We start from the raw sequence: 16,064 nt of genomic DNA, 5'->3' as shown, positions 1-16,064 counted from the left end.
CGGCAAGCTGGAAGTTACGAAAATGTCCGGCGCTAGCCGCCGACCATATACTGCGAAACGATGAAGTTGCTGGCGCTCAGGCTGGCGGCCGAGACGTTGGTCAGCGTGACGGCGGTGTCGTCGTCGAGCGTGATCACGGTGTTGGCGCCCTGCTGGACGACATTTCCAGAACTGGTCAGCCACGCCTCGATGTTGGAGGTGTCGAGATTAGCGAATGCCCGCAGATCGATGCGATCCTCGCCGAGGGTGAAGTCCGTGATGATGTCTTCGCTCGCAAAGTCTTCCGGCGTGAACACGAACTGGTCGGCCTTGGCGCCGCCGGTCAGCACGTCGTCGTAACCGGTCGCGAAGATGACGTCCTTTTCGGGGGTGCCGGTCAAGGTGACGGGACCGGTGCCGGCCTCGTTGAATATGAAGTTGACGATGTCGGAGTGGCCGAGGTTATCGGTAACCGTCAACGTCACCATGTCGGTATCCGGCTCATTGGGGCTGCCGGGATCGTAGGTCACACCGGTGGCCAGCGCCGAACTGATTTCCGACAGCGAACCCGCATCGTCCGGCAGCGTCACGCTGCTCGCCGCCTCGCGGGTTTCAACGGTCATCGTATAATTGGTGGCCGTTGCGGCGGTGGTGACGTAGAGGCCGGAAACGGTGGTGGTTTGGACATTCTCGGTGACCGTGAATTCATCGGTGTTGATCACCAAGTCAGGGATCACGTTGACCGTCACCGTCGCGCTGGACAGCGCGCCGCCGGGCGAGGCGTTGAGCAGGACGGAGACGTCGCCGCCGATTTCGTTCGGCGCGACGATATCGGGACGGCCATCGCCGTTCAAATCGGCGACCGCAACATGATAGGTGTCCCAGCCGGTAGCATAGGAGACCGGCGCGCCGAAGATACCGTTGCCGGTGTTGAACAGGATGGAGACGCTGTTGGTTTGCTGCGAAACGATGAGACCGTCTCGGCTGTTGCCGACGACGATGTCGAGCAAACCGTCCTGGTTGAAGTCGGCGAGCGCGATGCCCTTGGTCCTGTCGCCAGCAGCATAGGAAGTCTGCGGCTGGAAAGTGCCGTCGCCGTTGCCCAGGAAGACGCTGACGGTGCCGTTCGAGCTCACGATGTCCAGGATGCCGTCGCCATTGACGTCGCCGATCGCGACGTCATTCGCGCCTGCGGGCGTCGCGTAATGGGTCGCGGCGTCGAACGTACCGTCGCCGTTGCCGAGCAGAACCGAGATTTTTGTGCCAACGCTGCCGCCCGCGTTGCTGACGACGATGTCGAGGTTGCCGTCGCCATCGAGATCGGCCAACGCGGACAGATAGGGCAAGGAACCGACCGCGTATTCAACCGGAACCTGGAACGTGCTGTTGCCGTTAATCGACGGGCCGTTGTTCAGCGTCACGGCGACCGTGCCGGCGGTGTAGTTCGAAACGACGAGATCGACGTTGCCGTCACCGTTGAGGTCCGCAGCGCTGAGGCCCTCCGGACCATGGTTCGCGGGATCGCCTGCGGCTACTGCATAGTTGATTGCGGCATTGTAGCCGCCAGTGCCGTTGCCATGGAAAATCGAGATATTGTTCGAGCCGAAATTGCCGACCGCGAGGTCGAGGCGTCCGTCGTTGTTGAAATCAGCCACGACGATCGGAGTGGATGGGTTGGTTCCAGCGGTCAGGCCATGCAGCGACGACTCGAAGGTGCCGTCGCCATTGCCGTACCTGAACGCAATCGTGCTGGTCGTGTAGTTCGACACCAGCATGTCCAGCTTGCCGTCGCCGTTGATGTCGGCGAGCGTCACCGCTTGGGGGAAATCGCCCATGGCGTAGTTGACGGCATCGTCGAACGTGCCCGGCGGCGTCGGGTTCGCCGTCTCGCTGATCCAGTAGGAGAAGCTCGCCTGGCCGCTGAAGCCGGGGTCCGGCGTGAAGATCGGCACGCCGTTATTGAGGGCGACGGTGCCGTTCTGGGCGTTGTAGACGGAGACGATCTGGGGCGGCGAACCCCCAACCGTTGTATCGTTCGCCGTCAGGCTCGACAGCGTGATCGGGGTGTCCTCGCTGGTCGCGGCGGTGTCTGCGAAGGCCTGCAGGACGGTGAAGAGCCTGGCGTAGATTTCAGTGCCATCGACGTTCGGCGCACCATACCAAGTCGAAACAATGGCGCCGGAGGAGAGCACCGCGGTCGGATTGGAACGGTCGCTGAGGAAGCTCTGGTCGCCGGCGGTGGTCTGGTTGATCTGGAACGCGCCGCCGTTCAGCGTATCGGACGCGGTGACGCATTGGCCGAACAGGCCGAGGCTGCCGGCGCCGTCCGAAGCCATGTAGGTGACGAAGTAGCTGCCATCCGGCAGCGCCTGAACGGTGTCATCGGTACCGGTGCCGATCGTCACTTCACCGCTGATCGCCTGACCGGAAGCATTGAAATGCCGGGCCACGATGGTGCCCGTCGGCTGATCCTGCCAAGTCACGACGAAGCTGCCGTCGGTCAGCACCGCGAGCTTGCCGCCATACTGGTGGCCCGCCGTGGTGACGTTGGCAACGACTTCGCCGCCAAGCGTGTTGCCGCTCGCGTCAAAGCGCTGGAAAACCACGCCCCACGAACCGTCGACATTGTCCTGCCCGGAGGAATGCCAGGACACGACGAAGCCACCGTCGGCCGTACCGACGACCGAGGCCGGCTGCTGCTGGCCGGTAGTGGTGGTGTTGACCAGGAACGGCCCGCCGGGGGCGGCATTGCCGTTTGCATCGTAAATCAAGGCATAGGTGCCGGAGAGATCGGCATCCGCCGTTGTGTAGGTGATGACGTAGCCGCCATTGGTCAGCGCAGCGATGCTCGGATTTTCGCCAGTGCCGACATCGAGCTCGCCGCCGATCGCCGTCCCGGAACTGTCGTATTGCTGGGCGTGAATGGTCGCGCCGTTGTTGTTTCCGGTGACCCAGGCAATGACGTATCCGCCGTTCGCAAGGCCCTGCACGAACGGACTGGATTGATCGTCGATCGTCGTTGCGTTGACGCGGAATTCGCTGCCGACGGCCGCGCCCGAACTGTCATAGCGTTGGGCGTAGATGCCGGTGCCGTCGCCGTCCTGCCCCGCCGAGACCCAGGCAATGACGAAGCCGCCATCCTCCAGCGCGCCGACCGCGCTATAGGTCTGCGCGTTAGCCGTGGTGGTGTTGACGATGAACTCATTGGCGCCGGGAGCGACGGCGACGGTGACATCGAACGTCGCAGTATCCTGCCCGCCGCCGGCCGTGCCGCCGCCATCGTGAAGGGTGAAGGTGACGGTCCGCTCGCCCGCGGCGGGGACCGCGAGGGAATTCGAGAACTGGATTGCCTGCGTAAGCTTTGCGACGGCCGCATCGTCGGCACTGCCGTTCAGCGAGAACGTGAGGCTGTTGATGCCGTTGTTCGACAACGTGCCGATAGCCACCGGATTGCCGGAGCCGTCGGCGTCGTACATCACGGTCGTGCCGTCGAGCCAAATGAACTGGCTGCTCGCGATGGAGACCGTGTCGCCTTGCTGGCCGCTGGCCGTGACCGTCGCGGTGAGCGTGCCGTTCGCGTAGTTGGCACTGTCGATGTCGGTGGCGACAACGTCGCTGACGATCGCGACGGGGCCGCCGCTGGCCTGATAGGTCGCAGCAAGATTCTCGCCGCTGAAAACCGGCGCGTCGTTGACGGCGGTGACCGCAAACGTCACGCTGCCGGTGTCGGTCTTGAAGTCGTCCGCGCCATCGGTCTGGCCGTTGTCCTGCACGGTGTAGTCGAACGAGGCGGCGCCGTTGAAGTTCGCCGCCGGCGTGAACTCGATGTTGCTGCCGTTGATGACAGCGGTGCCGCCGACCACGTTGGAGACCGCCGTGATCGTCAGGCTCTGGCCGGACTCGTTCGCCGGCCCCTTCGAGTCGTTGCCCAGCAGCGACGCGAAGCTGATGATCCGCACGCCGCTGTCCTCCGCCACGCTCGACAACGCGTCGTCGGCCGCAACCGGCGCGTCGTTGACGGCCACGACATCGAAGGTCAGCGACTGCGAGACGGTTACAGTGTCGGATTCGGCGGAAGAATCGGAAAAGGTCGCGGAATCAACGACGGTCGCACTCACGGTCACCGTGAACGTACCATTCCAATTCGCCGCCGGAGTAACCGACAGCGACTGCAGCGACCAGCCCGTGATGTCCACCGCCGCGCCGCTCGACGTCACACTATGGCTACCGTCGGTCAGGATGAAACCGGCAGGCAGACCAGAAAGGCTCCGTGCCGTGATGTTCTCCGAACCGTCAGCGTCGTTCAGTGAGATGGAAATCGGCAGACTGATCGGACTGTCCTCGTAGTGTTCCGACGGCATGTCGAAGATACGGGCAACCACGCCGCTCCCGTTGCCGCCCGCCGCCGGGTCGTCGCTCTGCCACGTGAACAACAGGCGGCCATCGGGCAGCTGCTCGGCATGCGGGAACCCTTGATCCAACGCGCCATGCAGGTCGACGGTAAATTCCTGGCCCCACGCAGGCTGACCATCTGATCCGATCGTGGCAATCCGCGCCGATATGCCGGCTTGGTCGCCGTCAACGGCAGGATCGCTACTGCGCCACATGAAGAGGACGCTACCGTCGGACAGCGTGACGACCTGCGGCGTCCCTTGATCCGACACGCCGCGAGCATTGACCGTGAATTCCGGCGACCACACGACGTTGCCGCCCGCGTCGATCGCGCCGACCCTGCCCGCCACGGCGGAGGAACTACCGTCGGCCGTTGGGTCAACGCTGGTCCAGGTAACAAGAACCCGACCATCGGCCAGCTGTGTGATCGCAGGCGTCGCGTCCGCGCTCGCTGCGCGCTCCTGGACAACGGAGGTTGATCCAAAGGTAATGCCACCATTGCCATTGAGCGCCCCGATGCGGAAAGCCACTTCCGGATCGGCCGTTCCATAGTCCACCCAAACAACGGCAATACGGCCATCCGCGAGTGACAGGACGCGTCCCTCGATCTGGTCGTGATCAGCCTGATAACTGCCGTTGCTTTGGCCGACGTATTCAATCGTACCAAAGCTCGCTTGCCCGTTTGCGTCGATTGTTGCCGCTCGCGCCCACAGTTGCGATCCGTCCGCCGGGAAATTCGGATCGTAGTAGGTCCAGGTAAAGACGACGTGGCCATCAGCCGTCTGGGTTACGTTTGGATAGGCCGTCGGCATCCCATCAGCATAAACGTAACCTTCCGGGCTGAAGCTCACGTTGCCGGACGAATCGACTGTGCCGACGCGATATGCAAACGCGTGATGAACGTTGAACGCGTTGGTCACGTCGGTTTGCCAAACAAACAGCACTCGACCATCGGCCAGTTGAATAGCCTGCGGCGAATCCTGCGTCGGGGACGCCATCTGGTTGACGGTGAATTCGTTCGCGAACGTTATCTGACCCGAACCGTCGACCGTGCCGACGCGCGCTGAAATTCCAGTGCCGTTTCCATCGACGGCGGGATCGCCGCTTTGCCAGGTGAACAGCAGCCTGCCGTCGGCCAGCATGGTCACCTGCGGCGCGGACTGATTTCCTGACGTACGCGCGTCGACCGTGATCTCGGATCCGCCAACAGGCGTGGACAAATTGAATCCGATTGTTGGCGGGTCGGCGACCGGCGCGACATCGATCCCGATATTGAGACTGGCGGTCGCTGCATTCTCATCGGCCGCTTCCAGTTGCAGGGTGTCCGAGCCGCTATAGTTCTCAGCAGCCAAATAGGTGACGCCGCTCGCCAGCGCCGCGTTGATCGCTGCCGCGGTTCCCTCGAGCAAGAGTGTGCCGTCGCTGCCGTCGAGGTCGCCCGAGAGGCCGGCGATGCTGCCGAGTGTCAGCGAGCCATGATCGACCTTGAGCTGCAACTGCTCGACGCTACCGCCGCCATCGACATCGGAATAGCCAAGCCCGCTAATCGCGAGCGGCGCATCTTCCTGGGTCGTCAGGGCCGAGTTTCCGCCGGCGTCAATCACTGGCGCGTCGTTGGTGCCGGTAATGGCGATCGACAGCGTCGCCGACGACGTCGAGCCGAGCGTGTCGTGCATGGTGTAGGTGAAGACGTCGGCGGTAGAATCGCCCTCCGCCAGCGCCTGCGTCGCCGGGCTGTCGTTGTCGAGCGCGTAGGTCCAGCTGCCGTCGGCGAAGATGGTCAGGGTGCCATAGGTACCGGCGATCTGCGTCCCCTGCCCCGTCACCTCGCTGTTGGTCGTGCCATTTGTGACGCTCTGCACCGTCTTGGTGTCGGGGTCATCGACGTCGTAGTCGTTGGTGAGGACGTTGCCGTTCGCGGTGGCAAGGCCGGAGACCGGCACATTGCCGGAACTGACGCCTGCCTCGACGACCGGCGGGCCTTCGTTGACGTCGGGTACGGCGGGAGCCGGTTCGTTGGCCACCGGCTGGTCGTTGGTGCCGGTGATGTTGATGGTCAGTGTGGTCGTCGACGTGCCGCCATGACCATCGCTCTGGGTGTAGCTGAAGACGTCGCTGGCTTGCTCGCCCTGCGCCAGCGCATCGGTTTCCGGATCAAGGTCGTCGAGCGTATAGGTCCAGGTGCCGTTGGCATTGAGCGTCAGCCAGCCATAGGTGCCCTCGATCGTATTACCGACATTGCCCGACAGAGGGGTAGATGCGCCTGCGGCGACGCCAACGACTGTGTGAATGTCGGTGAGATCGACGTCGGTATCGTTTGTCAGCACATTTCCGGTCGTTGTCGCGTTGCCCTGCACCTGAGCGTTGTTGGCATCGTGCCCGGCCTCGACGATGCCGCCGCCGACGTCCTCGACCGCAACCGGCACGTCGTTGCTGCCCGTGACGGTGATCGTCACCGGCTGGGTCGAGGTCACGCCGTGCGCGTCGGCGACCGTGACTTCGTAGGTGATCGTCAGCGTCTCGCCCGCGGCGAGGAAATCGAAATAATAATCCTTGGCACTGTAGGTGAAGTCGATCGAGCCGTTGCCGGTGCCGGTGCTGTCATGCAGCGTCAGCGCCAACGTGCTCGCCGCCGTCAGCCCGTTGACCTGCGAAGCGGTGAGAGTCTGGCTGTACGAATTGGTCCAGTTGAAGTCCGGCACCGACGCGCTGACGCTGTGCGTATCGCTGAGGTCGACGTCGCGGAAGGTCAGCGAGCCGGAGGCGGTGTCGTCGGTGCTGGCCGCGGGGCTGGCATTGGTGACCCCCGGCTGCTCCGTGATGGCATGCAGACCGCCGGCGCCGGACGTATCGATCGCCAGCTCCGGCGCATCGTTGGTGCCGGTGACGGTCACCACGACGTCCTGGGTGACGGTGGCGCCGTAGTTGTCCTCGACCTCGACGGTGTAGGTGAGCGCGACCGTCTCGCCTTCGGCGAGGTAGTCGAAATAGTGGTCCTCCGCCGAGAACGTCCAGACCTGCGAGCCGGTCACGCCGTCGGTCGAATCGATGAAGGTCCCGAGGGAAAGCCAGTTCAGCACGGTCGAATTCGGCAGCGCCGCGCCCGGCAACCCCGATACTGTGCCGGAGGCGGTGACGCCGGTGATGCTCACCTCATGTTCGTCGGTGAGATCGACGTCCTCGAACTCGATGGTGCCGGTGGCGGTGTCGGGCGTGCCCGAATCGATCTCTCCGTCCAGTTCCTCGATCGCGGCGGTCTGCGCCGGGCTTGCGATCGTCGGCGTGTCGTTGGTGCCGGTGATCGTGATCGTGAACGAGGCGAACGAGAATTCGTTGGCCGGCGCGAAATTGTTGTCGACGCGCGCCATGTAGGTCAGCGTCAGCTTCTCGCCCTGGGCAAGGAAGTCGAGCGCGTGGTCCTCGACGTTGTAGGTCCAGGTCGCGGTGCCGTTGTTCCTGGCGGTCGGGTCCTGCACGACCGTGAGCGGCACCGACACCGCGGCAATGGCAGCGAGTTGCGCGGTCGTCAGCGTCGCCGTCATGTTCAGGCCCGCGGCGTTGGCGTAGGCGAACTGACTGAACGCGGTGCTGACGGTCGGAACGTCGCCCGGATTGATGTCGGTATAGCTGACGGGGCCGGACGTGGTGTCGATCAGGGAGCTGCCCGTGATGGCCGGGCGCTCGGCGAGTTCCTTGTTGAAGGTGGCCACGCCCGGCGGCCCCGGAATGCGATCCGGCGCCTTCGGCTGCAAGACGGACGGGCCGCTCGCCCCTTCCGAAGCGGCGATTACACGAACCATCGCCGTCGCGGTTTCGCCGCCGGCGAGCTGCACCGGGAACGTAATCTGCGGAATCACCGTATCGGTGAAATGCGTGTCCGACTTCGGATTGCTGTTGTCGGTGAACTTCTGCGAGAACACCTCGCTGATCAGCTTCATCAACTCCGGCGACAATTGCGCTGAGGCGAGGAACGAGACCGCGCCGGCGCCGCTGACGGTCGTCACCGTGCCGGGCTGGTTGACGGTGGCGATCGGCGCCAGCGTCACGCGGTCGAGCAGCACGTAGGAGCCGGTGGTGCCGTCCGGCTCGACCAGCACCTGGAAGCGCGCGGGCGGCGCGGTGCCCGGCACCGTCACCTCGAAATCGATTTCCACCAGCACCGCGGTGCCGCGGATGCCCATGGTGGCGACCGGCGTGTCGACCTTCATGTCGCCATGCTTGGCGGTGGCGCCGGCGACGAAAGAGATGGTGCCCTGCACCAGGCTGAGGAACGAGGAATTGCCCGACCCGTTGGGGTCGTAGACCATCTCGTTCAGCACCATCCTGGCGTTGGAAGCGAGGCCGAACACCGAGCCGTCGATGAAGGTAATGCCGACCGTCGAGTTGGATCCCGACTGCACCACGTCGCCCTGATGGACGTTGTCGCCATTGTTGAGGATGATCGACACGCCGTTGCGGATCACGGTGGCGCTGCCGGTCAGCTTGGTGACATGGCCGATGATCTTGGCGGCCGCCGCGCTGCCGTCGGCCTGCGCGACCTGGACGTGGCCGGTCAGCGCGTCGATCGTCTTGCCGGTGAGATAGGCGCCGTCGGGCGAGGCCAGTGCGCGCTTCTCGCCCTTGAAATAGTCCGCGAGCACCAGCTCGCGGTCGTCCCTGGTGATGACGAGGTCGGTGCCGGTGCGCTTGAACTCGCCGTTGAAAAGCAGCTGCGCATCCTTGACGATGATCGCATCCGCCGGCGCCTTGGTGGATACCGTATCAACGTGCGTCTGCGCTTTCGGGTGATGACCCGTAAAAGGCAAGCTGCCATCGAATTTGGAAACAAAATTCAAGCGGCCACCGCAAAAGGGTTAATATTCAGAAATTATTCAGTACGATAGTCTTGCATACCATTAGCAGGTTCCCGGCGAAACCATCTATTGCTTGTGCTCCTCAAATGGGCAAAGCCAAAGACGAGCCCGTTTTACTGAAATGGGGCCCGGATCCTCAGTAATTATCTCCTGGAACATAAGTTTATCCTCGCCAAACTAGCCTAGTCAGGCCATTTTCGGCGTATTCAAAGTATATCTCTTGGGATTTATACTTTCATCCACCCGGCCCCGTATTACTACTTTCGGGTATTGCACGAATGGCGGGGCCAGAACCGTGATTTGGGTAACAAATCACGCATCCGTTACTGGAACCGCCCCGTTAACCCCAAATCAACGATACCCGCCCCCATGCGACGGTTACTCGTCTGACGGACTTGCTCGATAGATAGAATTTTCCACAATTCGGCTAGACCCGTTTCAGCCTGTTTTGCGGTTTCCGGCGCCGATTCGCCGGCCTTAAGCCAATCCAAAGCCCCATCCCCGATCCTCGTCCCGTCAAACGATCCGGTCACGCGGGAAGGCTAACCAGCCCGCCGATGCCCGGACATGGGGCGTCAGATGGAGTTCTTCGGTCACGCGCGCGCATGGCGCGCGGTCGCATTTGCCTGCGGCCTGGCCTGGTTCGGACCGGTGTCCGGCCTCAAGGCCGAGACGATTGCAGCTGCCGCGGCCGGGATCGCCAATCCAGCCGAGCCGTTCGGCCTGCCCGCGACGGCGCTTGCCGCCGGCAATCTGCACGACAAATGGTCCGGCCTAACGCGCCGCGTCGACGACGACATGGTGCAGCTCGCGCTCTGCGACGGCAACCGCGAGGCCTGCGTCTCGCCAGCCGCGCTGCGGCTGCTCGCCATCGTCGATGCCGCGCGCCTTCGCGAGGGCCGCGCCAGGCTCGGCGAGATCAACCGCGCCATCAACCTTGCGATTCGCGCGGTGAGCGACGAGGCGCAATATCGCGAGACCGATGTCTGGGCCTCGCCGCTTGCGACCTTCAGCCGCGGCGCCGGCGATTGCGAGGATTACGCGATCGCAAAGCTCGCTGCGCTGCGCCTTGCCGGCATCGCCGCCGACGATTTGCGCATCCTGATCATGCGCGATGCCGTCAGCGGCGAGGACCATGCGGTGGCTGCGGCGCGGCTGGACGGCCGCTGGCTGACGCTCGACAACCGCCGCATGGCGATGGTCGAGGATGCCGATATCAGAAACTACCGGCCGACCTACGTGATGGACCAGGGCAGCATCCGCCGCTACGCGCCCGCCCCGCTGCTTTCCGGCATCGCAGCTCCCGCCGCGGAGCCGGCTGCCCTGCCCGCGCCATCCTCGCTTGCGGCCAAAATTGCCGCAGCGCCGGCGGATTGACAAACCTCCCCCGTCCAATTCCATTTTGCCGCCGGCCGCGCTCTCGCGGTCAAGGCCTTGCCTGACGCGGGAATTGAAATGCGGCCGATCGTACTTGCCTTGCTCGTGCTGCAGCTCGGATCGGCGGCGCCGGCTTGCGCGCAGGGCGCGGCGCCGGAAGCGAAGCGGCCGATCGCCGAGATGCTGCCGCTGTTCGCCAAGAACAATTGCGCCGGCCTCAAGGATACCGCCGACCAGCTGTTTTGCGGCGACCCCGATCTCAATGCGCTCGGCCCCAGGCTGAGCGCCGCCGTGGAGGCGCGGCTGAGCCGTATACTGGACCGCCGGGCGGCCATCGCCGAGAACGTGGAGTGGATCGCAAGCCGCAATTCGAGCTGCGGCATTTTCGGCTTGCAACCGCTGCAGCCCGGGGCCTTGGCTTCCATCAGGACCTGCCTGCTCAAGGCGACGCAGGAGCGCATCGCGATCCTGCTCGATGCGAATTTCGACTGTCTCGCCGCCAACACGACCGCCAGCCTGGTGATCTGCGGCGAGCCGCAACTCGCGATCGCGGACAAGGAGCTCACCGCCCAGGTCGTCGTGCTGGTCAGAAAGCTCAGGGACGACGATGCCAGGGGCGCGCTTGCCGAATACGCGAGGTGGACCCGCACCCGCGACCGCCTCTGCGCTCTGGACGACAAGGACAATGTGCCGCTGGGCGAGATGGAATCCGCCGGACCCTGCCTGAATGACCTGATCCAGCAGAAGCTGGCGGAGGTCGCCGCCGCCAGGGGCGACCCGAGGAAGCTGTTCGGCAAGGACATGCTGTCGCCCTCGCCCGATGCCGACGCGGTCGATCTCTGCGTCGGACGCATCCAGTCGGCCAATGCCTGCGAGAATTTCCTGCGCGTCAGCCGCGTGCTCCAGCTCGACATCGAGGCCTCCGAGCGCGATGCGATCGTGACGGCGGCGGTCGAGATGAAGGTGCTGGCGCCGTTCTCGATCTGCAGCCCGATCGCATCGAACTGCACCGGCACCTGCTGGGACGTGCAGGCGCGGCAACCGAAGGCAACGGCGGCGGGCAGCCGCGAAAACGTTTCGGTCGGCTATCGTCTCACGATCGAAAAGTCCTTCGCTTTCGAGAAGGGCAAGGACGGCAGCTGGCGCTGCAGCACCGAGACGCTGCGGCCGGTCGACTACGGCGCGGCGCAGCGCGGGCCCTAATCCAAAGCGCGATGAGATCGCGATGAATCGTCATCGCGCTTCAGGTTGCCGTTTGAGCTCTGGCCTCTTCCGCCCGACCTGCATCCCGCGCTCTCGCCGATGTTGCAGTGCGTCTGGGATGCCACCATCGCATCCCTTTGACGAAATGAAGGCGAGACGAATTTTCTCTTTTGCGTTTCGCATCGCGCGTTCGATTGACGCCCTGCTTTGCCGCGGCTTACCATCACCGCAGATCCGTCAGAGATCACTTGGGAGGAAATGATGATGCGTTTGCCGCGTGGTGCTTTCGCTTGGCCTTTTTCCCCCGACATCTCCCCACATTCCGATCGACCGAGGTGCCTTGCAGGCGCCGCGCTTGCATTCGGACTGTGCGTGGCGCTGTCGCCCGGCGGCGCGGCCGCCCAGACGCCGGCCAAGGGAACGCCCGACCACATCAAGGCGGTGACCGCGGCGGTCGACGGCGCCTCGATCAAGGCCAATACGGCGACGTCGAACGACTGGCCGACCATCGGCCTCGACTACGCGGAAACGCGGTTCTCCAAGCTGAAGCAGATCACGGCCGACAACGTCAAGAAGCTCGGCCTCGTGTGGAGCTATCCGCTGGAATCCTCGCGCGGCGTCGAGGCGACGCCGCTGGTCGTCGACGGCATCATGTACGTCACGGGATCGTGGAGCGTCGTGCACGCGATCGACGCGCGCACCGGCAAGCGGCTCTGGAGCTACGATCCCAAGGTCGACAAGGAGAAGGGCTACAAGGGCTGCTGCGACGTGGTCAATCGCGGCGTCGCGCTCTGGAAGGGCAAGGTGTTCGTCGGCGTCTATGACGGCCGTCTGGTCGCGCTCGATGCGGTCACGGGCAAGGTGGCGTGGGAAAAGGACACGCTGATCGACAAGCAGCACTCCTACACCATCACCGGCGCGCCGCGCGTGTTCAACGGCAAGGTCGTGATCGGCAATGGCGGCGCCGAATTTGGCGCGCGCGGCTACGTTACCGCCTATGACGCCGAAACCGGCAACCAGGCCTGGCGCTGGTTCACCGTGCCCGGCGATCCGTCGAAGCCCTTCGAGGACGAGTCGATGGCGGCGGCGGCCAAGACCTGGGATCCCGCCGGCAAATACTGGCTCAATGGCGGCGGCGGAACGGTGTGGGACACCATCACCTTCGATCCCGACCTCAACATGGTCTATATCGGCACCGGCAACGGCTCGCCCTGGGCCCGCAACGCGCGCAGCCCCTCCGGCGGCGACAATCTCTATCTGGCGTCGCTGGTCGCGCTGAACGCCGACACCGGCAAATACATCTGGCACTACCAGGAAACGCCCGGCGACAACTGGGACTACACCTCGACCCAGCCGATGATCCTGGCCGATCTCAATATCGACGGCGCGCCGCGCAAAGTGATCCTGCATGCGCCGAAGAACGGCTTCTTCTTCGTCGTCGACCGCACCAACGGCAAGTTCATCTCGGCGAAGAACTTCGTCGACGTGAACTGGGCGACCGGTTACGACGCCAACGGACGGCCGATCGAAGCTGCCGATGCGCGCGGCGACAAGCCGTTCGACAGCATCCCGGGCCCGTACGGCGCCCACAACTGGCACCCGATGTCATTCAATCCGCAGACCGGCCTTGTCTATCTGCCGGCGCAGAACGTTCCCGTGCGGGTAGTTGAAGACAAGACGTGGAAGCACAACGAAAACGTTGCCGGGCGGCCCATGGTCGGCCTTGGCTGGAACATCGGCTTCAACTTCGCTGAGGATCCGCCAAAGAGCCAGCCGTTCGGCCGTCTGATCGCCTGGGACCCGGTCAAGCAGAAGGAAGCCTGGCGCGCCGAATATGTGGCGCCGTGGAACGGCGGCACGCTCACCACCGCGGGCAATCTCGTGTTCCAGGGTTCAGCGGACGGACGCTTCATCGCCTACAACGCGACGACCGGCGAAAAGCTCTGGGAGAAGCCGGTCGGCAGCGGCGTGGTTGCGGCTGCTTCCACCTTCATGATCGACGGCAAACAGTATGTCTCGATCGCGGTCGGCTGGGGCGGCGTGTTCGGCATGTTGCTGCGCGCGACCGAACTGCAGAGCCCCGGCACGGTCTACACCTTCGCGATCGACGGCAACGCCCCGCCGCCGGCCTTCGTGAAGTATCAGACCGAGGGTCTGCTGGCGGGCGTACCCTATGACCCGAAGCACGTCGGTGAGGGCACACTACTCTACCTGAGCAACTGCGTGCTCTGTCACGGCGTCCCCGGCGTCGACAAGGGCGGCAATGTCCGCAACCTCGGCTACGTGTCGAAGGAGACCATCGCCAACCTGAAGGACTTCGTGTTCAAGGGTCCGATGCGCGACCGGGGCATGCCGGATTTCACCGGCCGGCTGAAGGAAGAGGACATCCCGAAGCTGCAGGCTTTCATCCAGGGTACGGCAGACGCGATCCGGCCGAAGTGACGCGAAGCGTCATTCCGGGGCGATGCAAAGCATCGAACTATGGTGCGCAATTGCGCACCTGAGAATCTCGAGATTCCGGGTCTGGTGCTTCGCACCATCCCGGAATGACATGCCAAACAAACGGGCTGCGCGATCGTCTCGCGCAGCCCTTTTTCGCATTCGCGCCGGGCATCTAGGCGCTTTGCACCAAACAAGCCTTGAAGGCGCACCACCTCGGAGAATCTACTGCGAATTCGAAGAAGTCATCAAAGTATTCCAAACCCAAATCGGATAGACGGCGAGTTAACGTGTCGAGTGCCTCTCCACCGAAATGCGGTCCAAACGACGCAATCTGCTCGTTGCCATCGAAGGGCGCAGAAGTCTCAAGCGCCGTCAGCAATTTCTCCCGCGATATGCCCTTCTCTTGCAGGGAAGCGAGACGCATCATCCTGCAGCCCGCTCTTGTTGCACCGGCGCGCCTCACCTCTCCCCGCCTGCGGCCGTGAAGAACGGACGTGAAGAACGGGGAGAGGGTAAGAGAGAGCGCGCTACCCGATCGACCAGACGAACGGGGGCTTGCCGCCTTTGGGCGGCTTCAGATGCACGGGAATGTGACGGCCGCAGCCGGCGGCGAGGCCTTCGAGCAGGCCTTCCAGCACTCTTGTGCAGGCAGGGCTGTCGTCGGCGACGCCCTCCATCAGCTTCCACGTCTTCTGTTGCACCTCGAAACTCCCAGCGGACTCGCCGATCTCGATCGCATCGTCCTGCGAATCGAACAGCACGCGGAGAAAGTCGACGAACTCCCTGGCACCGCCACGGCCGACCTGGAACGCACGCGCGATCTCGTCGAAATACTGCATGCCGATCAGCTTGCCGGTGAGGTGAAGCAGATAGCCCGCGTCCTCCGGGCCGAACACCTGCACCATCACGGGCGCTGCGGTCTTCACATATTCCATCGCGTAGTTGCGATAGGCCTTTTCCAGCCGCGGCCGCGGCCAGCTGTCGACCGGCAGCGCCGGCGCTTTCGCGGCATCGAATGGCGGCGCTTCGAGGTGGCGCGCGAACACCAGCCGCTGGTCGAGCTCGAGCGGATGGTCGTACTGGCAATAATAGCCTTCGAGCCCGTCCTGGCCGTCGACGCTCTGCTTGGTGCAGACGAAGCCGAGCCTGAGATCGCCGAGAGCTGCGCCGTTATTGGCGTGCCAGCCGCGCAGCATCGCGCGCGAGACTTCGCCGGGCACGCCGCAGATCGCGGTGCCGCGCCAGATCCAGCGCGGCGGCGGATAGCGGATCCAGGCCTTGGCGTCGCTCTCATACATGTATTCGACATGCACGCCGCCGATCCAGTTGGAGAGATAGTGATACTGCGCGGCGGCAACCGCCGGCGGCAGATGGTCGAGGCCGAGCTTCTTCAGGCCCGGCAGGAAACGCTCCTGCTGCTGGCGGCGGAACACGCGGAAGACGAACTCGGCGGCGTCAGCCGTGCCGCGCCGCGTCACCACGGACAGGATCAGGCCGGTGAAGAAGGCGTGATAGAGGTCTGCGACGCTGCGCCATTTCAGCCATTGCGCCTCGCGCGCATCCTGCCCCGCGGTCATGTTCGTTTCCTCTTATTGCTCGCTGCAGGAAACAGTGTGTCACCGCGCCAGCGACGAAGCAATGCGTTGCCACGAAGGGTGACGTGCCCCGGATGCAGCGCAGCGTTCTTCACGGTGCGCTGCTAAGCCGGGGCCCATCGTGAGGCGAGCATGGGTCCCGGCTCTGCGGAGCAGCGCTTGCGCGCTGCGCCGCGTCCGGGACACGAGAGCGAGGTCAGACTTGCTCGTTGTTGACTCGGCC

6 protein-coding genes are annotated in these 16,064 nt (G+C 64.0%); 3 read left to right on the top strand and 3 right to left on the bottom strand.

All coding sequences use genetic code 11. The features are described from left to right. Window positions 1-32: 32 nt before the first annotated feature. On the bottom strand, window positions 33-9,176 hold the full coding sequence (locus ACT4OC_RS03415) for an FG-GAP-like repeat-containing protein (RefSeq protein ID WP_444837600.1): 9,144 nt from the start codon (window positions 9,174-9,176) through the stop codon (window positions 33-35). A 627-nt stretch (window positions 9,177-9,803) separates the two neighbouring features. On the opposite strand from ACT4OC_RS03415, the gene ACT4OC_RS03410 reads away from it, so the two are divergent. The 3 genes from ACT4OC_RS03410 (at window position 9,804) to ACT4OC_RS03400 (ending at window position 14,246) form a co-directional block, all read left to right on the top strand. Then, window positions 9,804-10,601, top strand: a complete 798-nt coding sequence (locus tag ACT4OC_RS03410) for a transglutaminase-like cysteine peptidase (protein ID WP_444837648.1) — start codon at window positions 9,804-9,806, stop codon at window positions 10,599-10,601. Window positions 10,602-10,679: 78 nt separating this feature from the next. Next, on the top strand, window positions 10,680-11,804 hold the full coding sequence (locus ACT4OC_RS03405; protein ID WP_444837599.1) for a lysozyme inhibitor LprI family protein: 1,125 nt from the start codon (window positions 10,680-10,682) through the stop codon (window positions 11,802-11,804). Between the two features lie 372 nt (window positions 11,805-12,176). Next, a complete protein-coding gene (locus tag ACT4OC_RS03400) occupies window positions 12,177-14,246 on the top strand; it encodes a PQQ-dependent dehydrogenase, methanol/ethanol family (protein ID WP_444837598.1) in 2,070 nt (689 codons plus the stop codon). A gap of 172 nt (window positions 14,247-14,418) precedes the next feature. Here the strand turns inward: ACT4OC_RS03400 and ACT4OC_RS03395 are convergent, their stop codons facing one another. Both ACT4OC_RS03395 and ACT4OC_RS03390 read right to left on the bottom strand, forming a co-directional pair. Beyond that, window positions 14,419-14,673, bottom strand: a complete 255-nt coding sequence (locus ACT4OC_RS03395) for a hypothetical protein (RefSeq protein ID WP_444837597.1) — start codon at window positions 14,671-14,673, stop codon at window positions 14,419-14,421. Window positions 14,674-14,773: 100 nt separating this feature from the next. Continuing rightward, a complete protein-coding gene (locus ACT4OC_RS03390; protein ID WP_444837596.1) occupies window positions 14,774-15,823 on the bottom strand; it encodes a hypothetical protein in 1,050 nt (349 codons plus the stop codon). Window positions 15,824-16,064 lie beyond the last annotated feature (241 nt).

The sequence above is a fragment of the Bradyrhizobium sp. genome (assembly GCF_052389815.1).
In the GTDB taxonomy this organism is placed as follows: domain Bacteria; phylum Pseudomonadota; class Alphaproteobacteria; order Rhizobiales; family Xanthobacteraceae; genus Bradyrhizobium.
Note: the sequence above shows the minus strand (reverse complement) of the source record. Positions and strands in the feature narration are given on the sequence as shown.

Coding starts and splice junctions, on each gene's coding strand:
- ACT4OC_RS03390 (WP_444837596.1), bottom strand. CDS start 15,823: ATGACCGCGGGGCAGGATGCGCGCGAGGCGCAATGGCTGAAATGGCGC.
- ACT4OC_RS03395 (WP_444837597.1), bottom strand. CDS start 14,673: ATGATGCGTCTCGCTTCCCTGCAAGAGAAGGGCATATCGCGGGAGAAA.
- ACT4OC_RS03405 (WP_444837599.1), top strand. CDS start 10,680: ATGCGGCCGATCGTACTTGCCTTGCTCGTGCTGCAGCTCGGATCGGCG.
- ACT4OC_RS03410 (WP_444837648.1), top strand. CDS start 9,804: ATGGAGTTCTTCGGTCACGCGCGCGCATGGCGCGCGGTCGCATTTGCC.